The 22,611-nt window shown below is 42.2% G+C and carries 16 protein-coding genes; 3 read left to right on the forward strand and 13 right to left on the reverse strand.

What is annotated here, in order from left to right; genetic code table 11:
- Positions 1-302: 302 nt before the first annotated feature.
- The 7 genes from adhP to ruvB all read right to left on the reverse strand — a co-directional run bounded on the left by adhP (position 303) and on the right by ruvB (position 11,843).
- On the reverse strand, positions 303-1,322 hold the full coding sequence (gene adhP / locus K5J94_RS01455; RefSeq protein ID WP_159564883.1) for an alcohol dehydrogenase AdhP: 1,020 nt from the start codon (positions 1,320-1,322) through the stop codon (positions 303-305).
- 479 nt (positions 1,323-1,801) lie between these two features.
- Positions 1,802-4,450 (reverse strand): bifunctional acetaldehyde-CoA/alcohol dehydrogenase, encoded by a 2,649-nt coding sequence (gene adhE, locus K5J94_RS01460; protein ID WP_221913256.1) that lies wholly within the window; start codon positions 4,448-4,450, stop codon positions 1,802-1,804.
- 998 nt (positions 4,451-5,448) lie between these two features.
- Positions 5,449-6,594, reverse strand: coding sequence for an LPXTG cell wall anchor domain-containing protein (locus K5J94_RS09585; RefSeq protein ID WP_269437362.1), 1,146 nt, complete (start codon positions 6,592-6,594; stop codon positions 5,449-5,451).
- Between the two features lie 744 nt (positions 6,595-7,338).
- Positions 7,339-9,120, reverse strand: a complete 1,782-nt coding sequence (locus K5J94_RS01470) for an acyltransferase family protein (RefSeq protein ID WP_221913258.1) — start codon at positions 9,118-9,120, stop codon at positions 7,339-7,341.
- Positions 9,117-9,554: an MORN repeat-containing protein gene (locus K5J94_RS01475; protein ID WP_221913260.1), complete on the reverse strand. Its 438-nt coding sequence runs from the start codon at positions 9,552-9,554 to the stop codon at positions 9,117-9,119. Before K5J94_RS01475 ends, K5J94_RS01470 begins: the two co-directional genes overlap by 4 nt.
- Complete coding sequence (locus K5J94_RS01480) at positions 9,544-9,981, reverse strand: low molecular weight protein-tyrosine-phosphatase (RefSeq protein ID WP_159545880.1); 438 nt, start codon at positions 9,979-9,981, stop codon at positions 9,544-9,546. The genes K5J94_RS01475 and K5J94_RS01480 overlap by 11 nt, the downstream gene beginning before the upstream one ends.
- Before the next feature lie 866 nt (positions 9,982-10,847).
- A complete protein-coding gene (gene ruvB / locus K5J94_RS01485) occupies positions 10,848-11,843 on the reverse strand; it encodes a Holliday junction branch migration DNA helicase RuvB (RefSeq protein ID WP_221913262.1) in 996 nt (331 codons plus the stop codon).
- A gap of 190 nt (positions 11,844-12,033) precedes the next feature.
- On the opposite strand from ruvB, the gene K5J94_RS01490 reads away from it, so the two are divergent.
- On the forward strand, positions 12,034-13,173 hold the full coding sequence (locus K5J94_RS01490) for a hypothetical protein (protein WP_221913264.1): 1,140 nt from the start codon (positions 12,034-12,036) through the stop codon (positions 13,171-13,173).
- 944 nt (positions 13,174-14,117) lie between these two features.
- On the opposite strand, the gene K5J94_RS01495 is transcribed toward K5J94_RS01490, so the two are convergent.
- The 6 genes from K5J94_RS01495 to K5J94_RS01520 form a co-directional block, all read right to left on the reverse strand.
- Positions 14,118-15,020, reverse strand: a complete 903-nt coding sequence (locus K5J94_RS01495; protein ID WP_159565231.1) for a helix-turn-helix domain-containing protein — start codon at positions 15,018-15,020, stop codon at positions 14,118-14,120.
- A gap of 253 nt (positions 15,021-15,273) precedes the next feature.
- A complete protein-coding gene (gene purB, locus K5J94_RS01500; protein WP_159545936.1) occupies positions 15,274-16,566 on the reverse strand; it encodes an adenylosuccinate lyase in 1,293 nt (430 codons plus the stop codon).
- 112 nt (positions 16,567-16,678) lie between these two features.
- The gene (gene purK, locus K5J94_RS01505) at positions 16,679-17,755 is read right to left on the reverse strand and encodes a 5-(carboxyamino)imidazole ribonucleotide synthase (RefSeq protein ID WP_221913266.1); all 1,077 of its coding nucleotides are present in this window, start codon (positions 17,753-17,755) and stop codon (positions 16,679-16,681) included.
- Entirely contained in the window at positions 17,742-18,230 is a 489-nt protein-coding gene (purE, locus tag K5J94_RS01510) for a 5-(carboxyamino)imidazole ribonucleotide mutase (protein WP_221913268.1), read from the reverse strand. The genes purK and purE overlap by 14 nt, the downstream gene beginning before the upstream one ends.
- Positions 18,231-18,419: 189 nt before the next feature.
- Positions 18,420-19,679, reverse strand: coding sequence for a phosphoribosylamine--glycine ligase (purD, locus tag K5J94_RS01515; RefSeq protein ID WP_159549440.1), 1,260 nt, complete (start codon positions 19,677-19,679; stop codon positions 18,420-18,422).
- Between the two features lie 382 nt (positions 19,680-20,061).
- Positions 20,062-20,778 carry a glutaminyl-peptide cyclotransferase gene (locus tag K5J94_RS01520; RefSeq protein WP_221913271.1) on the reverse strand — a complete coding sequence of 239 codons (717 nt, stop codon included), beginning with the start codon at positions 20,776-20,778 and terminating at the stop codon, positions 20,062-20,064.
- 218 nt (positions 20,779-20,996) lie between these two features.
- On the opposite strand from K5J94_RS01520, the gene K5J94_RS01525 reads away from it, so the two are divergent.
- Both K5J94_RS01525 and K5J94_RS01530 read left to right on the forward strand, forming a co-directional pair.
- Positions 20,997-21,674 carry a DUF969 domain-containing protein gene (locus tag K5J94_RS01525; protein ID WP_159545948.1) on the forward strand — a complete coding sequence of 226 codons (678 nt, stop codon included), beginning with the start codon at positions 20,997-20,999 and terminating at the stop codon, positions 21,672-21,674.
- A 3-nt stretch (positions 21,675-21,677) separates the two neighbouring features.
- Complete coding sequence (locus tag K5J94_RS01530; RefSeq protein ID WP_159545950.1) at positions 21,678-22,601, forward strand: DUF979 domain-containing protein; 924 nt, start codon at positions 21,678-21,680, stop codon at positions 22,599-22,601.
- Positions 22,602-22,611: the final 10 nt, after the last annotated feature.

Below are 22,611 nucleotides of genomic sequence, written 5' to 3' on the forward strand. Positions count from 1 at the left end.
ATGTATTACCTAGCCTTAAGTGCAATAATGACCAAAGACAGGGCTAACTTGGGCTTGATTCTTCATCTCCTCACTAGAAGCGAAGAACCCTAAAAAGACAGGAAAGCAATTTTTCCTGTCTTTTTTACTAAGTTATGGCAAGAGCATGTGTTCGCCCCAAGCTTGCCAAACCTATTTCTTATACGTCACGAGCGAGTTATTTCCAAAAAGCTGATAACTGACTATTTTAATAGGAAGAAAACTACCATTGATACTTTAGCACTGTCCTTACAAGCTAAAAGCTGATACTGACGTTAGCTGTGTTAGAGAGCGGTAAAATCTAAAACTTTACGGCCTTGAATTTTGCCTGCTTCCATTTCATCAAAGACTTGAGGAGCAGTATCCACACCGACAGTTTCGACTACTGGTACCACAAGGCCCTCAGCTCCAAAGGCAAAGGCTTCTTCTAAGTCTTTACGTGTCCCAACTAGTGATCCAACTACTCTGATACCATCTAAAACAGTCTTCACAATTGAAAGTTCCATATATTCTGATGGTAAGCCAACGGCAACGACTGTACCACCCGCACGCACACTGTCAATGGCTTGATTGAAAGCAACTTTGGAGACTGCTGTCACGATTGCTCCATGACAGCCACCTGTTTTTTCTTGGATATAGGCTGCAACATCTTCGATTTCTTTGCCGTTAACCACAAGATCCGCACCAAGTTTTTTTGCTAAGGCTAATTTATCATTGTTGATGTCCACTGCAACCACATGCGCATTGAAGACCTTTTTGGCATATTGTACTGCCAAGTTACCTAGACCACCTGCACCAAAGCAAACAATCCATTGACCAGGAGCTGCTCCAGCTTCTTTGATAGCTTTGTAGGTAGTAACTCCTGCACAGGTAATGGAGGATGCTTGGGCAGGATCAAGACCTTCAGGTACTTTTACTGCATAATCAGCAGTAACCAAGGCGTATTCACTCATTCCACCATCAACGGTGTAACCAGCATTTTTGACACTACGGCACAGCGTTTCACGTCCTGTGGTACAATACTCACAGTGGCCGCAACCTTCAAAAAACCAAGCAATAGAGACACGATCACCTACTTTAAGTGAATCGACCCCCTCACCAATTTCTTCTACTATACCAACACCTTCGTGTCCTAAGATCCGACCTGGCACTTTCCCAAAATCACCATGAGCAACGTGTAAATCGGTGTGACAGACCCCACAATATTCCACCTTAACCAGTGCTTCACCATGGCCTACCTTTGGTCGTTCATGATCTACAACCTCAACTCCAGTACCTTCTTTGTTAACAACTACGGCTTTCATAACAATCCCTCCTTAATGTTAATACAAATGGTTATGGCTATAACATCATTTTGTAACCGTTTTCCAAATACATTGTACTTTATTTCACATACTCTGTCAACAAAATTAGTTATTCTTACTGAAATTTTCTGAAAATATACTTTACCAGTTAACAATACCGTCTAATCTCTCTAAAACTTATCTGCTTAGCACCCGACGCAAATCCCACAAAGAAAAGGTGCGACTAAAAAGTCAGCACCTAACGACAGCAAAAAGAGCTGGTCCGCTTAGCTGTTGCGTAAAGGTAGCAAGCGGCAAGTCTGCTTAGCTAGCATTTCCACAGAAAAAGCCAATTCAAAAGAGCGCAAGCTAGGAGTTGTAAGGTTTGATGCAGACTATTGGCTCCTAGCTGACCTTAAGTAATACTGCAGCGCGATGACACAAAAGAGCCAGCACCCTTGTCCTTGCTGACTCTACTTGCATTATAGTAACCAACGCCCTTATTTGAGACGGCCTGGGCGTTTGGCATAGCCATAGTAGGCATCGGCCATAATTTCTTCCATGTCGGCTACCATTGGTAAGCGTGGGTTGGCTGGTGAGCATTGATCTTCGTAAGCCAGCAGGGCAATGTCATGCAGGCTATCCATCCACTCTTTTTCGTCAATGCCTTGATCTTTGAAGTTCATCTTAATACCAACTGCAACACCTAGGTCATAGACAGCTTGGGCGTAAGATGCCACTGCCTCTTCTGGTGTGGAAGCTGGCAGGCCAAGTAAGCGAGCAATGTCTTGGTATTTTTCATCAGCTTTCCAATAATTGTATTTTGGCCAGGTTGAGGTTTTAGAAGGGCGCGTACCATTGTAGCGGATGACATATGGTAACAAGATGGCGTTGGTGCGGCCGTGCACGGTATGATGGACCCCACCGATTTTGTGGGCCATAGAGTGACTCATACCCAAAAAGGCGTTAGCAAAGGCCATACCAGCCATGGTAGAAGCATTGTGCATTTTCTCACGCGCTTCAAAATCAGCATCGTTTACAGAACGCACCAGATAATCAAACACAATCTTGATTGCTTGTAGGGCTAAGCCATCTGTAAAATCATTAGCCATTTGAGATACATAGGCTTCTGTTGCATGGGTAAGAACATCCATACCAGTATCAGCAGCAATAAAGCCTGGAACTGACATCACTAAGGATGGATCGACAATCGCAATCGTTGGTGTCAATGAGTAGTCTGTAATAGGGTATTTACGATTAATTTTCTTATCAGAAATAACGGCAAAGGGTGTTACTTCTGATCCGGTTCCAGAAGTTGTTGGAATAGCAATGAATTTGGTTTTCTTACCGAGTTCAGGGAACTTAAAGGCACGCTTACGAATGTCCATGAATTTTTGCACAAGGTCATGGAAGTCAACCTCAGGTTGTTCATAAAAGAGCCACATAACCTTAGCTGCATCCATTGGAGAACCACCACCAAGAGCAATAATGGTATCTGGCTGGAAGGTCCGCATAAGCTCGGTTCCCTTTTGAACGGTTGTAATATCAGGATCTGGTTCCACATCTGAGAAAATCTGATAAACCACTTTGTTACGGCGCAAATCAAGTTGCTCAATAACACGATCTAAGAAACCAAGCTCAACCATAGCATGGTCTGTCACAATCATGACCCGTTCGACATCACGCGCTTTTTGTAAATATTGAATAGAATCACGTTCGAAGTATGTTTTTGAAGGAACCTTAAACCATTGCATATTATTTCTACGTCTTCCTACCTTTTTAATGTTCAAGAGGTTGATGGCACTAACATTATCTCCTACAGAGTTACGGCCATAAGAACCACAACCAAGTGTTAATGATGGAATGAAAGCATTGTAAACATCGCCAATTCCACCAAAGGTTGACGGAGAATTCCAGATAATCCGCATAGCTTTCATGACGGTACCAAAACGCTTGGCTAGGGCACTATCTTTGGTATGAATAGCTGCTGAGTGGCCTAGGCCATTAAATTCCACCATTTGCCGGGCCTTATTAAGACCATCCTCAGTTGACTCTGCCCTAAGAACAGCGATAACTGGTGATAATTTTTCACGGGTAAGGGGTTCTTGTACGCCAACTTGTGCACATTCTGCTGCCAAGATATTGGTGCCTTCTGGCACTGTAAAGCCTGCTTGCTCAGCAATCCAGCTTGCTGGTTTACCAACAATATCAGCGTTTAATTTGGCACCTGAACAATCTTTGCTGTTTGCTTTGACACCAAAGCAAAATGCTTCAAGCAGAGCTTTTTCTTTTTTATTAACAAAGTATGTTTTATAGGATTTGAATTCCTCAACAAAAGCATCATAAATCTCATTATCAATAATAACAGCTTGCTCAGAAGCACACACCATTCCATTATCAAAGGATTTGGACATGACAATATCATGAGCAGCTTGTCGAATATCAGCGCTTTTTTCAACATAGGCTGGAACATTACCAGCACCAACGCCAAGAGCAGGTTTCCCACAAGAGTAAGCAGCCCGCACCATCGCATTTCCACCAGTAGCAAGAATGGTGGCAATACCATCATGATTCATCAAGGCATTGGTTGCTTCCATAGAAGGTTTAGTAATCCATTGAATACAGTTTTCTGGCGCCCCTGCTGCAACCGCTGCATCACGCACAATTTGTGCGGCATGAGCCGATGATGCTTGAGCGGAAGGATGGAAGGCAAAAATAATGGGATTGCGTGTTTTTAAGGCAATCAATGATTTAAAAATAGCGGTTGAAGTCGGATTGGTGGTCGGCGTAATACCACAAATCACACCAACTGGTTCAGCAATCAGTGTTAACCCTGTAACTTCGTCTTCTTCAATGATACCAACAGTTTTAGTGTGGCGCATGTTGTTAACCACGTGTTCACAAGCAAACAAGTTCTTAGTTGCTTTGTCCTCAAAAACACCCCGTTTTGTTTCTTCAATTGCATGTTTAGCTAAAATACCATGGGCATCAAGGGCAGCCACCGAAGCCTTAGCAACAATATAGTCCACTTGTTCTTGATTTAATTGTCGAAAGGCATCTAAGGCAATCAAACCTTTTTCGACGCGTTCATCAACGTGTGCTTGTGCTTCTTGTTGTTTTTGTTCAGGCGACATTTGTTGTTCCACCATTTGATTCTCCTCTTAAAATAAGATTGTTAAAAGTTTCACAATTTGTTTACAAAAATAGTATACCACAAAAAGAAAGTTTGTAAATAGTTTCACAATAAAATGTGAACTTTTTTTCAAACTTTCAATTTTCCACCACCAGTTCCATTTTCTTTTCACATAAAATTAAGCTAAAGCCTTTAATCAAATCAATAAAAATGGCAAAAAGCCTTTATTTTTGGCTAAATGAGGCTTGAATCCGGCACTTTTGAACAGCAGACAGCAGTATCAACCAACTATATCCACCTTATGCCAGTATCAAAAACTGGTAGCCAGCCTTTGACGCCTTTTCTACTATACCTAGACAGCTTGCTCTACCCTAGTCCCGATGTTTTCAGGCTCTCTATCATTTTAGCACTATGATTTTTTGTCATTTGTAATGGGAATCTCCCCCACCACAAAGACCCGTAAAAGGAACTATTCGCTGACTTATGAGCAATTCTTGCCTCTTCTTTGACAGAAAGATTCCAAGTGCTCTCAGTCATCCTCCACAGTTTCTTTAAGGTAATTTAATTTTTGTAAAACAACAGGCAGAGTGGTCAAGGCTTCGTGCTTTTCTAGGACTGATATTCATTCTTGTGTATAGCTTAATTTAGCTTCAATAGTATCTTCTTAAGGTTTACTAGGAAACCCTACCTTAATCTCTTTTTCTGAATACTGGTAAATCGGCTTGCAAAAGGCCTTTGAATAGGGACTAATAGCTAAAGTCAACTGACTATCAAGCATACCATCATCTCAACTTTAGTGTAGCAAAAAAAGCCATCAAACGATGACTTTTTCAATAGGCTTTTGCTATTGTCTCTTCTCGTGCTTAGCTATAAGTCACCCGCTACAGTTGACAATGAACTTTCCTTTTACTGGCAGTTCTTGCTGCACGATAAGTGGCTAGTTGGTGTCCTTGTTAGCTGTCAACCCAATTTTGTTTATGTGTAGTGGATATAATTCTTTTAATAGGATTAGTTTTAGGCGTTTGTTTTTTCTCTTTTGGATTGATAAACGAGGACACCAGCACTAGTCATGGCAGCTAGCGCAGCTGCGGTAAAGAACGGGTTAGCCTTCTCACCGGTTGCTGGTAAGCGTTGAGCTCTTGGAGCAACAACGGTTGCTGGTGCAACCTGAGCTCTTGGCTGCGCTGCCTTAGGTTGGTTATTAGTGTCAGCTGGAGCTGGTTGTTGCTCTTGTGGTTCTTGCTTAGGTTGGCTTGGCTGTTCTGGTTGGTTAGGAGTAGGAGTTTGAGGCTGCTCAGGTTGCTGAGGAACGTGTGGACGTTCTGGCGCAGGCTGAGGTTGAGGGGTCACCTCTGGTACTTGAGGTTGATCAGGTGTATGTGGTGGATCAACTTCTGGCTCGTCAGGGATTTGTGGAGTTCCCTGTGGGCCTTGCTCACCACGATCACCTTTTTCGCCTTTTGGTCCAGGTGCGCCATCATGGCCGTCTTTACCATCATGACCGGCCTCACCTTGCGGACCTTGGATACCTTGGTCACCCTTAGGTCCGATTTCCCCTTGAGGGCCTTGTTCGCCACGGTCTCCCTTATCTCCCTTAGGGCCGATTTCTCCTTGAGGCCCACGCTCACCTTGAACACCAGGTGCGCCATCATGACCTGCTTCACCTTGAGGACCTTGGATGCCGCGGTCTCCCTTGTCACCCTTAGGACCTTGAATGCCTTGAGCACCGTCATGACCAGGTTTTCCTTCAGGTCCAACTGGGCCTTGGGGACCAACTGCACCACGGTCACCGGTTTCACCCTTGTCACCGCGTGGGCCTTGAGGGCCGACTAATCCAGGATCGCCTTTTTCGCCTTTTGGTCCCTGCTGACCAGTAGCACCTTGGGGGCCGCGCTCGCCACGAGCACCAACTGCACCAGGTTCTCCGCGTTCGCCATTTTTACCAGCAGGTCCGACAGGACCTGCTTCGCCACGAGGGCCGGGTAAACCAGGTTTCCCTTCAAGACCGCGTTCACCACGTGGCCCTGCAGGACCAGCTGGGCCTGCGGGACCCGTTTCACCACGCTCTCCACGTGCACCATCTGCGCCACGAGGACCAGGAATTGGCTTTTTAAGAATTTCTGGCTGGACAGCGTCTCGCCAGGTCCACTCACCTTGCATATATTGTTTTAAAAAGTCCTCAAGTTCGTCTAGGTAGTCTTTTATAGAATCTGTCGTCCAAGTGTTTCCAACTCTCGGGAACTTCCCAGGCTTCAAACTATCTTCCACTTTTGGAAAATTGGGAACAACTTTGTTAAGGCGTTCTCCTGCCTGAATTATTTTAGCTGCGGTTTCTATTTGTTCCTCTGCTTTAACACTTACCCCCCCCCGAGGGTTACTAAAAGGGCTGCGGCTGAGGTGAGTCCATAGCGGCAGACCAGACGATGGAGGCTTTTCGGTTTGCTTTTCAATTGTGTTTCTCTCTTTCTTCCCTATAAATTAGAAATTCTTCTCCTTAATGAGTATTTCACTCAGAGTATTATAAGGGAATGGGAATATGATTTGAAGGTCGCAGGAATGTACTTTCTATTATTTTGTGACCTTATCATGCAAAAACTGTCCTCTGTGGCTTTTGTATCAGAGTCTGTGACTGTTTTTGTTGAAGACACCCTATCTAAAGGTTCAATTTTTTTAAAACAAAAACAAAGAAGGACGATTGCAGAAAACCCACTGAACAAGCCATCAAACGATGACTTGTTCAGTGAGCTTCTGCTATTGTCTCCTCCTTTGTTATCTGCCCCCCTACTGGCCTGGCCGTTAGCTCTCGTCTATTTTGGTAAAAGTCACTAACTTCCCACACCTGAGCACGTTTTAGTTTTTTAAACAGCTTGCTCAGCAGATGATGCAGTTCAAAGCAGCATGGGCTTATTTTGCTTGATGCTTAGCAACTTCTTGAATCGCCTTTTGAATAGTGGACACATAGAGCTCCGCTCCTTTTGGCGTCGCATTGCTGTAGTGCACACCATCGCTCCCATCCCAAATATCAGTAGTTTCAACAGCGACCTTGTACCAATCGGCAAGGCCAACATAAGAGTATTTCTTAGCTAGTTGCAGTTCATAATTCCGCACTTCAGCCACCTGGGCTAAGTTTTTAGCATTATAGGGCGAGACTAGGACCAAACGATGCCCTTTTGGCAATTTATCAATAAACGCCTCAAGATCTGCCTTATAATTGTCTAAAGAATTAACACCGACAGCAAGGACTACCGTTTTTGAAAGCGATTTATTCTTAATACGATTGTCATAAATACTAAAAGCCCGCACAAAATTCCGACTAACCGCCGCATCTAGCTGCGCCGCCGGCATCAAACGTGAAAAGGCATCGCTCGAACGAAGGGCTACCGAATCACCGATAATACTAATATCACTCAAAGCATTGGCATCGCCAGCTGCCAAAGTATGGGTGCGATTCAGCTTACTTTGATTCTGCTGCAGGGTTCCGACCAATAGCTCCTGCTCAAACTGGCCGACTTGTGGAGCTGTCGCGCTCCGACCCAGCAACACAACAAACAAGACCGTAGCCGCTAGAATCAACCAGGGCTGATAAGTCCGAACGTCAAGTTCATAGTCAAATATCCTTGGCTTCTTCCCAGCAATAATAGGCTCAAGAACATAGTAAGATAGGCTCGAGAATAAAACTGAAAAGAATAAGGTTAAAAGAACCGCCAACCAGTTGACCATCAACTGAGAAAAGATGATGTAAAAGGGCCAGTGAAAAAGATACATCCCATAACTTATATCTGCAATATAAGTGACAATTGCTGGCTCATCAATCTGAGGTGTTTGCTCATGCAAGACACGGGCTGCATAAATCATGATTGCCGTAAATAATGAGGCCAACACAAAACCAAAAAGATAAGTAGTCCGATGGTTAAAATCAAGCCCCAGTGTCAAAACAAATAGTAGAGCAAAGGCGCCCACCATCGCTGCAATGACATACTTACGCGGCCACAGACGAACATTTTTTTGAAAACGAATAGTGGTATCCCTAATCCCTGTCGTAGTTGCAAACATCGCTCCCAAAAAGAAAGGAAAAATATGTGATAGGCTAGAGAAATACAGCAAGGAGTAGTTATTACCCACAAAGAAGGCTCTAACAAACATTGTCAAAAAGCTAATCCCAAAAATAAAGCTGGAAATAATAAAGAGTAGCCCCCGAAATTGACTATGTCCCCGCTTTTGCTTGGCTAAAAGCCAGACTGCTAAGCCCCACAAGACATAAAAATGCACTTCAATCGCCAAACTCCAAGTGTGTACAAAGAGATGAGGGATAAACTGACTCTCATAACTACTACCAGATAAGATCTCATAGTAATTCGTCGCAAAGCCAATAGCTGCCGCCATTTGACCGCCAATAGCTGCAACAAAATCACGCTTGACCAAAAACGTAAAGGGAATGACAAGCAAGAGCATTAAGGCCAGCGGTGGCACAATCCGATAAAAGCGCCGCCGGTAAAAGCCAATCAAATCTATTTTTTCCTTTGTCGCATACTCATCAATCAGCAAAGCCGTAATAAGATAGCCCGAAAAGGTGAAAAAGACATCAACGCCAATAAACCCACCCGGAAAACTATTTTTAAAAAAATGGTAAAGTAAGACCAGTGTTAGACCTGCTACCCTAATGAATGAAAACCATTTTATTCTCATTTTTGATAAATCCCCTGTTTAAACGTTCCTTTATATACTTTGTTGTTTTTTGCTTTTAGGACACCTTGACCATTAGGTTCGCCATTAGAGAATTCACCCTTGTAGTACCAGCCATTTTTGGCTTGAAAAGTGCCTTGACCATCAAAGGTACCGTTAACAAAATCACCTGTATAGGTATCGCCATTAGCATACACCAACTTACCCTGTCCGTTCATCCGATGATTGACCACATAGCCTGTATAGGTTATTTTTCCCTTATCATAGGTCAATGCGGCATGTGATTTTGTCTTTAATGTCAACACTGACAGCCCACAGGCAACAATTATTATTATTGAAAGCACTTCTACATGTACCCGTGTCACTTGGAGCCAATTGCTACTAGCGAAAGCTTGCCATTTATCTTTGAACTGCTTTAGCCCTTTTTCACTTTTCATCCGTTTCAATTCTTTCTAACCATTCTTGACAGCCTTTTGTCACTAAGGCATAAGTTTCCTCAAAATCACCTGTATACCATGGATCAGGCACACCCGCCTGATTAAAAAGAGCAATTTTTGCGGCATCTTTAGGCGAAGCTATGGCATATAAATCCTCAACATTCGACTGATCCATCCCGATGATATAATCAAACTCTTGCAAATCAGCTTGGCTAATTTGTTGTGAGGTCTTGGTCGGGTCATATGGAATTTCGTACTTCGTTAATATCGCTTGGGTCCCGTGATGGATGGGATTCCCATGCTCCCAGTTAGAGGTCCCGCGGCTTTCAACCACAATACCTTGATGCGTTATATAAGATTTCATGACAAATTCTGCCATCGTACTGCGACAGATATTTCCCAGACAAACAAAGCAAACTTTCTTCATTTTACACCTCATAAAACATTATAACAGAAATGTCAGCAAGGTCCGACAAAAGCTTTGATTTTTTTGGCAATTCCTACAAGAAATACCCATTTGTTTTTCAAACAGGACGTAAGAGCAAACCGACTTCAGATTGGAGGTTTGGGAAGGCCCAATTTTTAGAATGCCACAGGTGACAATTGGCATTTGAATAGATTAAAACCACACCAGACCAGCTTGATAGCTGAGTCCTCACTGCTTTAGAGGAGAGTTTTCCCTATTGCTTGCTCACACTCCCAAAAGCGAAGCAGATTGTGAATCGAGTTTTTAGGGTTATAGGCTTACTCCGTAATTTTTAGCAAAGCTATTTTGGTAATCTCTCTTCTTTTAAAGCCTGACCTTTTTTTGGTAATTCCCTAACTCACAGAGGGGCTAGGCCTTTCTTTATAAACATGAAGCTGCGCCAGCATAGTTGATTAAAAAACTGGGGCAGAGTCGCACCGCCCCCAAGCCCTTGTTGAAGCCAAAAAAGCTACCACTTGCAAAAGGCAAGGCAGCAGCTATTAGTTATTTCTATCAAAAGCAAACAAAAAGTTGAAGCGGGCGTTCTAGGGATTTACTCATACAGCAGCTCACAGAAAAACAAGTTAGACTCAACCACATGCTAATAAAACAGGCTCACCACCCTTTTACCTTCTCGCGGTCTGATGGTCTTACTAGCATTTGTGACAGACAAGGTTAAGCCCTTGAGCCAAATGTTGTCAGATGGGACATTTGGCACTTGCACCCTCTAACAGAAAAAAAACAGCTCATTTCTAAAGCCAGCTCTGATAAGACGTTCAAAGCTTGCTGTTTAGGCTTTTTTAGCAAGTATCCCATTTTGTTATATTTTATTTTGGATAAGGATAATGCAAGTGCTGGTAAGCTTTTTCAGTAGCCACACGGCCAGATCGTGTCCGCATAATAAACCCCTTTTGGATGAGATAGGGCTCATACATGTCTTCGACGGTATCCCGTTCTTCGGCAATATTGACAGACAAGGTCCCTAGTCCAACTGGCCCACCATTATACATCTCAATCATGGTACGTAGAATCTTTTGGTCAATGTAATCGAGGCCTTGATGATCAACATCAAGCATTTCTAAAGCTTTATCTGTAATCGCTGCCGTGATCACCCCATCACCCATAATCTGAGCGTAGTCCCGAACACGCTTTAACAAACGGTTAGCAATCCTTGGTGTTCCTCGACTTCGCCGAGCCAATTCAAGTGCTGCTTCATGGACAATCTCCATTTCAAAAATGGTAGCTGTCCGCTCAACAATTTCCGTCAAATCCAGGTCGTGATAATATTCCATATGACCTGTGATACCAAACCGAGCACGTAAAGGATTAGAAAGCATTCCTGCACGTGTCGTTGCTCCAATTAAGGTAAAGGGGGGTAAATCAAGATGAACACTTCGGCTACTGTCACCTGCTCCAATCATAATGTCAATGTAGAAATCTTCCATCGCACTATAGAGCACTTCTTCCACAGCCATCGGCATTCGATGAATTTCATCAATGAATAAAACATCTCCTGGCTCCAAATCATTAAGCACTGCCACTAAATCACCAGCTTTTTCGATAGCTGGTCCGGAAGTTTGCTTAAGATTAACACCAAGTTCATTTGCAATCACAAAAGCCATGGTTGTTTTCCCTAAGCCCGGAGGGCCAAACAATAGTACATGGTCTAAAGATTCATTTCGCAGTTTTGCAGCTTCAATAAAAATACTCAATTGATCTTTAACCTTGTCTTGACCAATATATTCTCTTAAATATTGCGGGCGCAGCGTCCGCTCAACCAGCTCTTCATCGGCTCGCTGATCACTATCTAAAAATCTTGTCATGTAATTATTATATCATGAATTCTATTTTTTCAATAGTATTCAAATTGTAAAAAATCAGAATATTTAATTTTGTCTCTATGCTATAATCGGTTTATTCCTAAGGAGGTGGTGTCCATATCTAAGATAAAAAGCTCATATCTGTGTTCTTACTCCCTACTTTCACCTTTTTGATTTTTTAGGAGAACTACAAATGAAAAAGATTTGCCTAACCCTAACCACTGTATTTGTTAGCCTACTGATCTTGCTAGGATTTCCACTCGCACCCGTCGCAGCTATTTCGTCTGGTGATAACATGGATGACCATCGACCGGTTGAGCCAACAGGCGACTTTATTACGATTAATGTCGATGGCATCATTGATGGTTACCCCTCTCATCTGATTAGGATTCCCTTTATTGATTTAGCACTCACAAGTCCGCATCAGATTGAAAAACAAGAGATTGTCAATGCCATTAATTATAAGTTACTAGGACTTAGACCGGATTTTCCTATCGAAGTCGATAATCTGGCCTATAATGCTAAGCTGAGTGACCGGGATCAGAATACCTATAATTTAAACCAGGAGATTATTGTTCTTAAACCCAAGTACAAAACAGCCCAGCAAAAATATAACCTCCTTGGGCAAATTAAGCTTAAAAGAGCAGCTGACTTTATCCATAATCCTGCCCAATTTGTCAAATTGAGTTACCGCGCTAAATTTTTCACTAAAGATCCCAAAACAAACGAGCTAAAAGAGTTTAGGACCTATACCCATAATGATATTGATACGCTAGCTATTAATCGTGAGATTTCATCCTTAGAGTTTGTTAATTTTGCCAAAAAACTGGTTGCTGAAAACAAGGATTTTGATGGCTATCAAATCACACAACGCCAGCAAACAACCCTAGTTGAAGACTATGACCACGAGACAGATTATATGGGTAAAGAAATTAAGCTTTACAACAGTGAGAACCCTGCAGCCTTTACTTATCATGTAAAAAACAGACCTCAACAGATAAGCCGTGATAAAGCAGGAACCATTACACACGAAGTGAATCGCGATGCCATCCTTGAAGAATATGTGGTCGCCCCTAAAAAACAAGATAGCCCTTACTTTGATGAATCACAAATAGCAATGTATCCTGCCCAATTTAAATATGGAGAGCAAGTTACCCAAATAGGTGAGATTCAAGCCATTAATGACAAGCAGGCCATCTCTTGGGACGGAAGTAAGCCTGTTATTACAGGAAAAGACGGACAGACTTACTACATTGATCAGGCAAACTATGACCCAGATACTCAACAATTTGTTGTCACCCTTGCAACAGCTACAGATCAGCAGCCATCTTAACTCTTTTATCAGCCAACAAAAAAGTAAGAGGAATAATTTTTCTCAGGAATTGGCTGAGCAAAAATGTTTAGGAACACAAATTGAGCTCCATTCTCTCAAATAGTAAATTAGAATTATGTAACCTTAAATTAATATAGTTATAAAACCTGTCACGAAAGTCTGGCTGATTTCAGTAGGAAGTGATTCATAGCTAAGCACAAAAACGAAGCAGGGAGATTTTCTCTTCGTCTGTGTTCTTCATTCCCCCTACAGTTGATAATCAGCCTTATTAAAGTGGTAAGACCTCAAGTTAATCCAATCTTAGCTTGAGGTCTTATCTATTTAGTGATGGATAAGACGTCTAGAAAGGTTCACTTGGTCTTGACTCCTTTAGTCCAGTCAAGCAAGGCCTTCCACCGATTATCATCTCTTCCTACCATAATAGCTATGGGGAAATCGTCCGCCTAGCTATTAAATGCCCTCTCTACAATCGTGGGATATGCTAGTTGGCATCAATCAGTAAGACATCTGATCGCAAACCACTATAAAGTATTACTAGAAGATTTATTTTAATAATAGTTTCATTATTTTATACAAATTCCAACATCCTAAAATGCTGTCAAATTTCTAATTGTAAGTTTGTCTCCGCTGTAGGTTTGCTGTAATTAAAGTACGTTTCTATAAGTTAGAAGCGTACTTTGTCTATATTTTTTAAAAGTTTTAAAGTTGATGGTTAAGTCTATTTAATCACAAAGTTATCCATGTGAATGTTATCCCATACTCCACCATTCAAGAACTGATGCAGCTGACTTCCCAAGAAAAAGTAGCGCAGCAAGTAATAACCAAGAATACTTTTTGATTATTTTCATTTGGTACCTCCTTAATTATATTTCTAAAGCTATTATATTACTTATTCATTTATTTAAACATGACATTAATGTCATGTTTATAAGAAATCACTCATTTCAATGAGAATCTTTTTCCCACTCCTCTCGCAACAGTTGAGTTAAGTGCTTTGCATCAATTAATTCAGAAAAATGAATCGCTTGTTGATAATATAGCACAGCTTCATCAGGTTTCTTATCAATCCATAAACAGCATTTCCATCGATACATATAGTAAAGAGGCATTTTTTGAAAATCTTGAGTTTCTCGCATAATTTGTTGGCTAAGATTTAATAAACTTTGAATATATTCAGCTTTTTTCAAACGTAAACATACATACGTTGCATTAAGTACCACATGATTTAGCCAAAATTTATCTGATAATTGTAAATTTTCTCGCTGTGTTAATAACCGGTAAGCCACAGTTTCAAATAGATACTCATCAAAATGAGCATAGGCAAATTTCGAAACAACAGCACATGTCAAATATAAATCTAGTATAACTAAATCATTAAGACGATAAATCGACCTTAACATTATCTGATCAATATAATCTTGCAGAATATCAATTCCAAAATTAATATCACCTGTTTTATATACTTCAAACTTTGATTGTAAGCAATCAATAACTACTTGTTCTTCTTCAGGTAGATTATCATAGTAAGTTTCAAATATCTCATCAAATTGGGCTTCTCGTACATCTAGTGTAGCCTCATCAGCATATGTTGGGATTCGCAGAATGACATATTTTAACTCTTGATAACGTTTTGGAAGCTCCAAGCTTTCACCACCTGTAATTTCATCAATCGTCACCTGGAGTTGTCTGGCAATATATACTGCCCTGGCTAAATTAGGAATTGATTCTCCTGACTCAATTCGCGCTAATTGCCTAATTGACAATTCTGATTCATCTCCACACAATTCTTCACGGGTCAAACCCTTCTCAATTCGAAGCTTACGCAATGATTTGCCAAATCGCTTCATATCTGCCTCCTCCATACATTTTTTCTATTATAACACCTTTGTAATAATTTGTTAATGAAATGATAAATCAAAACAATTATATACTTATAATGTCAGCGAATTCTATTGAATTTTCGGTGTAATTGCCCTTATTTAGCCATTTTCCCTCCTATGTAATAGGTTAATAATTTCTCATCAACTCATAATGGTACAAAAAAAAAGACTGAAGAAACAATTCTTAGTGAACGACTTCTTCAATCTTGTCTTAGTTTTTTTAAAGTCCTAAACGGTCAAAGATTTGATCTACGCGTTTGGTGTAATACATTGGATTGAAGAGTTCATCAATGTCGTCTTGACTGAGACGTGACGTCACTTCTTCATCTGCTTCCAAAAGAGGTTTGAAGGCAACCTGGTTGTCCCACGCGTAAGCTGTCTTGGGTTGCACCAAGTCATAAGCTTGTTCACGCGTCATCCCTTTTTCGATTAACTTGAGCATCACTCGCTGGCTAAAAATAAGACCAAAGGTTGATTCCATATTGCGTTTCATATTGTTAGGAAATACAGTTAAGTTTTTGACGATAGTGCCAAAGCGGTTAAGCATGTAGTTAATCAGAATTGTCGTGTCAGGTGTAATAATCCGCTCAGCAGAAGAATGTGAAATGTCACGCTCATGCCAGAGAGCAACGTTTTCATAGGCGGTGAGCATATGACCACGAATCACACGCGCAAGCCCTGTCATGTTTTCTGAACCGATTGGATTTCGTTTGTGAGGCATGGCCGAACTCCCTTTTTGGCCCTTAGCAAAAAATTCTTCCACTTCTCGCTGTTCGGATTTTTGCAGACCGCGAATCTCGGTCGCCATGCGCTCAATTGAAGTAGCAATGCTAGCAAGCACCGCAAAATATTCCGCATGCAAATCCCGCGGTAAGACCTGGGTCGAAATGTCCTGCGGGCGAATGCCTAGTTTACCACACACATATTCTTCTATAAATGGTGGGATATTGGCGAAATTACCTACCGCGCCAGACATTTTTCCCGCCTCAATACCTGCCGCTGCATGCTCAAAACGTTCCTGATTACGCTTCATTTCACTGTACCAGGTCGCTAATTTAAGGCCAAAGGTGGTTGGCTCAGCATGGACACCGTGCGTGCGTCCCATCATAATCGTCAGCTTGTGCTCACGCGCCTTATCAGCAATAATCTCAAGGAAGTTTGCCAGATCGCGACGAATAATAGCATTCGCCTGCTTGTAGAGATATCCATAGGCAGTATCCACAACATCAGTTGAGGTCAAGCCGTAGTGGACCCATTTGCGCTCCTCACCAAGCGTTTCAGATACTGCACGCGTAAAAGCCACCACATCATGGCGCGTCTCTTTTTCAATCTCAAGAATGCGATTAATGTCAAAGTCAGCATTGGCACGGATTTTGGCCACATCTTCTTTGGGAATTTCCCCCAACTCAGCCCAAGCCTCATCCGCTAAAATCTCAACCTCTAACCAAGCACGGTACTTATTTTCTTCACTCCAAATAGCCGCCATTTCAGGGCGTGAATAACGTTCGATCATCTTTTCTCCTTCTAAAACTTATCCCTATTTTAAACTATCAAGCCGATCAAAGCCAGGATAAATCTAATCTTCTAGCTACTTCTTGCGCCTTAGCAGCCACAAAGAGCAAGCATTAGCAAAATGCCTTGACTTTATCTGCATCCTCTGCAAACACCGTCACATGGCCCATTTTGCGATTATGTTTCGCTTCTAGTTTACCATAAAGATGAAGATGGGCGCTAGGGTTTTTCCGGCAATAAGCTAGCGCCTGATCCATATGCTGTCCTAAAATATTGAGCATAACGGCCGGAGCGTGCAAATGAATGGCTGGTAGCGGCAAGCCAAGCACCCCTAAAATGTGGGTGTCAAACTGTGAAAAATTACAAGCCTCAATCGAATAGTGACCTGAATTATGGGGACGCGGGGCAATCTCATTAACCACAATGTTATCTGAGGTCACAAACATCTCTACACACAAAGTGCCAGCAAGTTTTAATTGCTGTGCAATCGCTAAGGCTATCTTTTTAGCCTTGTTAGCCAGCTCATCAGAAATCCGAGCTGGTACAATGGTCTTAGCTAAAATATTCTGTCTGTGACTATTTTCTTGTACCGGAAAGACTGTAAATTCTGTCTGGTTACCTGAGACGATGACAGACACTTCCAGATCAAAAGCAAGGAACTCTTCCAAAACACACGGGGCTGCGCTAGCCATTTTCCTAGCCGCTACAAGGTCTTCTTCAGAAGTCAGCACGATTTGTCCGTGCCCATCATAACCACCTGTCGCCGTTTTTAAAACGTATTTTTTACTGAGATCAATGTCGTCCAAATCGGCAGCACTCTTAACCACCTTGTAAGGTGCGACAGTGACTTTGGCTTTATTAGCCAAAAACGCCTTCTCAAAAATCCGATTCTGCGAAATCCGAAGCAAGTCTGTTCCCTGAGGCAGTTGATCCTCTTTGATGACAGCATCCAAGCTATCTGCATTCACATTTTCAAACTCATAAGTCAGCACATCACAGCGCTGTGCAAGGTCAGTCAGGGCAGCCACATCGTCATAAGGTGCCACAATCACGTCACTGACACGCGAGGCCGGACAATCAGCCACCGGATCTAGTGTAATCACTTTATGCCCCAGATAAATAGCGGAGATGGCCATCATTTGCCCCAATTGACCACCACCAATAATACCGATTGTTTTAGATGAGTTCATCTGTCGACTCCTCTGCTATTTTCCTTTGCTCCTCAGTGTAATCAGCTAGCGCAGTGACAAGCTCTTGCTTTTCCAGAGCTAAGAGCCGCAGGGCAAAGAGAGCAGCATTCTTAGCTCCCGCTTCTCCAATTGCCATAGTCGCCACCGGCACACCGCCAGGCATTTGGACAATGGAATATAAAGAATCTACACCTGAGAGGGCACGTGATTTCACTGGGACACCAATGACAGGCAAGCTCGTTTTGGCAGCGACCATGCCTGGTAAGTGGGCAGCTCCGCCAGCCCCGGCAATGATGATTTTGATGCCTCGTTCACCTGCTTTTTCTGCATATGTAAACATGAGGTCCGGGGTGCGGTGGGCTGAGATGACCCTTTTTTCATATGGAACTTTAAATCGGTCCAAGAGTTCTGCTGTCTGACGCATGGTGGCCCAATCCGACTGGGAGCCCATGATAATTGCAATTTCAGTTGGCATGCTTTCCTCCTTTTTTAGAGAAGCTTACTGTTGAAGGTTAGCTTTTTTTCTGTAACAGCAAGACGTTTGAAGTAACCTACTTGATAAAGCCATTTGGTCAACTATTTCTAAAAGACGATGGCTTTATGGGCTGAGAGCTGGCCGGCTCTTTGCTTGGCAAATCTAAGGATTCAGCAAGCAAGCTGGCCTTTAGTTTGCTTTATCGCCAATATCCGAACGATAGAATAGTCCTTGTATTTTTTGGCCTTCAAGGGTTTTGTAAATTCTGCTCTGCGCAGCTTGGACGGTATCAGCTGTGGTGACTAGCATATAAACCCGACCACCATCAGAAAGCAGAGCCTGGCTATTTTTTGCAAAACGCGCACCAGCGTAATAAGTGATAATGTCGCCTTGGGTTTTAGCTGGCAGCTGGACGCCTTTGTCATAGGCTAATGGGTAACCTTCTGAGGCAACCACGACGCCTAGGGTGACACCATCCTCAAGCCACGTCAACTCAGGCTCTTTGCCTGCAAGAATATCAGTTAGGTTTTGGGTAAAATCAGAGGTCAAGCGGGGCAGGATAACCTGGGTTTCAGGATCACCAAAACGAGCATTGAATTCAATCACCTTGGGCCCATCTGCTGTAAGGATTAAACCACAATAAAGGATGCCCAGATAAGGGCGGCCCTCTTCAATCATGCCCTTAAGAACCGGCTTTAGAATGGTTTCTACTGCCCTATCTACCACGTCTTTGGGCAGGTGGGCTACTGGTGCATAGGCTCCCATCCCACCCGTATTTGGTCCCCGGTCTCCATCGTAGGCCCGTTTATGGTCTTGGGCCGTTGGCATCAGGTAAAACTGCTCACCGTTAACAAAAGCAAAGAGCGAGAACTCTTCTCCAACTAGAAATTCCTCAATAACAACACGCGCACCTGAATCACCAAACTTGTTTTCAAGTAACATCGCATGCGCTGCAGCCACAGCTTCATCGATTGTTTCGGCAACGACTACCCCCTTTCCAAGAGCTAAACCATCGGCCTTAACGACAATCGGAGCCCCTTTTTTCTGGATATAGGCCTCAGCTTCTTTGAAATCTGTAAATGTGCCAGAGGCTGCTGTGGGAACCTGATATTTGACCATGATTTGTTTAGCAAAGTCTTTTGACCACTCAAGCTCTGCAGCCAAACGGCTTGGTCCAAAGGCTTTTAGACCCGCTTGGGCAAAATCATCCACAATCCCTGCAGCTAGCGCATCATCTGGTCCAATAAAAGTCCAAGCAATCTCATTTTCTTTAGCAAAAGCAATTAGCTTGGAATGTTCGTGTATTTTGATATTAAGACGTTCCAAGCCATCTAGCGTCATCCCAGCATTACCAGGGGCTACAAAAACCTGGTCAACTCCTTTAGATTCCAGTAATTTCTTAGCAATGGCATGCTCGCGGCCACCTGAGCCAACTACTAAAAGCTTCATAATAAAAATACCAAAAGCAATCAGAAAAACAAAAGCAATTTAGGAACTAAGACAGGATGCTGCACACAAGCTGATTCATCTAGTACCCAAGCTTTCCTCTTAGCTTTAATCCCTTTCAAATACGAATTATATAATGCTATTATAGCATATTTGTTCGTAAAATAAAGATTAAAATGCTGCCTTGCTAAGGAAATCCGATTTATTGGCAGCTTTTTTTGCTTCTTATAACTGTCTATCAGCATTTTCTAGGATCAGTGCGTCAGTCAGTGACGCTTTGTTAGTTTTTCTTCCTATTAAAATAGCAGATAAAATCTTTCCTGCCCCGCAATGCTTTCTCAAAAAAAGCTGGTTTACCATCTAAACCAGCCTTTAGTTTTATGCATTACTCATCTAGCAAGTTTACTTCCAGCAATTTCGGATAAAGTTTGCCAGAAAGCAAAAAAGTATGATCTTTAAGGTGAGCAATGCCATTTAAAACATTGATGTTCGGATAATGCTGCGGGGTTAACTGCTGGCTTTCAAGTAAATCAGAGAGATCATAATGTGCAACAACCCTGCCTTCTTGTGGTTGAATTTTGACGATCGTATTGGTTTGCCAAATATTGGCATAAAGATAACCATCCACATACTCTAGCTCATTTAGCATGGAAATGGGCACGCCTTCAATGCTGACTCGAATTGTCTCTAGTAAAGCAAAGGTGTTGGGGTCACGTTTTTGAAGAAAGGCATTGCCGCTTGTCATCCATAGGCAATTGTGCTGGTGATCATAAGCCAAGCCCCAACCCTCACCCTCATAAGTTGCTGTTTGAAGCAAGCTAAAAGTATTTTTGTCATAACGATAGGCAAGCCCTTCTTTAAAGGTTAATAACCAAAAACTATCCCCAACAATCGTCAAGCCTTCGGCAAATTCTTGGTCTGACAAACAAAAAGCTTGCTGAAAGCTTTCATTATCCAGCTGGTAAACCCCAACTCGTGAATGGCTATAACGTCCAACACTAATAAGAATAGTGTTTTTTGTCAATTGCTCAATGCCTTGTGTGTACAAGTCCTCAGAATAAGCGTAGGTTTTTACTAGCTGCACCTGTCCTTTAATCATCACGCTTGCAATCCCTCTCTTTTCTATTAGATTTTAGTCAAAGAAAAAGTTCACGAAAAAGTCTCATGAACATTAAAGTAATCTATTAATGATATGTTATATAGTATAGCATTTTTTAATAATAGATAACAGTAAAAAGCTGCCTCTCCTTTTCTAAGAACCCTTTTGCAAAATGCTCTTTTCAATGGTATAATCTGAATATTAAGAAATAGGAGAAAAATATGGAATGGATTAAATTAATCGGCATAGTCATTATTGTCCTTGGTTTCATTTTAAAATTTGACACCATTGCAACAGTCGTGATTGCCGGCCTTGTCACCGCCCTTGTCTCAGGCATTTCCTTCATGGATTTTTTAGAAATTTTAGGAAAAGAATTTCAGAACCAGCGTGTTCTTTCCATCTTCTTTATTACCTTGCCGCTAATTGGGCTGTCTGAAACCTATGGCCTTAAGCACCGTGCTACTCACTTGATTCAAGGGGTGAAAGCTTTTACCGTTGGTCGTTTCTTCACCTTGTACTTAATCATTCGTGAACTAGCTGGTTTCTTCTCCATCCGACTTGGAGGGCACCCCCAATTTGTCAGACCATTGATTCAGCCAATGGGGGAAGCGGCAGCTATTGCCAGAAATGGTAGCTTAACAGACAAAGAAAAAGATGATATTAAGGCAATGGCCGCAGCCAATGAAAATTTTGGGAATTTCTTTGCCCAAAATACCTTTGTTGGAGCCGGAGGTGTCCTTTTAATTGGTGGAACCTTAGACCAGCTTGGCTATGATGGTAACTTTGCAAAAATTGCGTCAGCTTCCGTTGCTATTGCTTTGATCACTATTGTGGTAGTAGGCATTTACAACTATCTCTTTGAACAAAAATTACATAGTAAAGCGCAGAAAAGGAGATAAGGAATGGCACAAGTAGCAGATATTGTTTTAGAAATTGTCTATGTCATCATTGGCCTACAATTAGCACACACAGCTTATTGTGCCTTTAAAGATCACACCAACCCCGTTCGAGTTGGAACAGCTCTTTTTTGGGGCTTGCTCAGCTTAACTTTCATGGGTGGAAAAATCCTACCAAATAAAGCTGTCGGTGTTATTGTCATTATTATCGCCGTCTTAACCCTATTGAAAAAGGTTAGGATTGGTACTTTACCACCACTTGATGAAGAAAAAGCCGAACAAAGTGCACTGCAATTAAAAGATAAGATTTTCATCCCTGTCATGTCAATGGCCGTTGTCGCTTTAGTACTCGCGCGGGTTCTACCGGAATTTAGCAAAAGTGCCATCGGGATTGCCGGAGTTTTAGCAACGATTGTCATTTTAGTGATTGTCAAAAAAGGACCCGCAGCTTTACTTCCAGAAAACAACCGAATGAACCAGCAAGTCTCAACCAGTGGTATCTTACCTCAGTTACTGGGAGCATTAGGAGCAATCTTTACAGTCTCTGGAGTGGGGGAAGTCATTTCCTCAATGATCAGAGGACTTGTGCCAGCTGATAGTCGCTTCTTTGGCGTCCTGGCTTATGTCCTTGGGATGGTGATCTTTACAATCATAATGGGCAATGCCTTTGCAGCCTTCACCGTTATCACAGCTGGTATTGGTGTACCCTTTGTCTTTGCACTTGGGGCTGACCCAATTGTAGCGGGTGCCTTGGCTATGACAGCTGGTTTTTGTGGAACCTTGTTAACACCTATGGCCGCTAACTTCAATGCTTTACCGGTAGCATTAATGGAAATTTCTGATCCCAATGCTGTCATTAAAAAGCAAGCTCCAATCGCTATCATTCTCATTCTTATCCACATTGTATTAATGTATTACTTAGCTTTTTAGTAGCTATTCC

Source organism: Streptococcus halichoeri, from assembly GCF_019774635.1.
Taxonomy (GTDB): domain Bacteria; phylum Bacillota; class Bacilli; order Lactobacillales; family Streptococcaceae; genus Streptococcus; species Streptococcus halichoeri.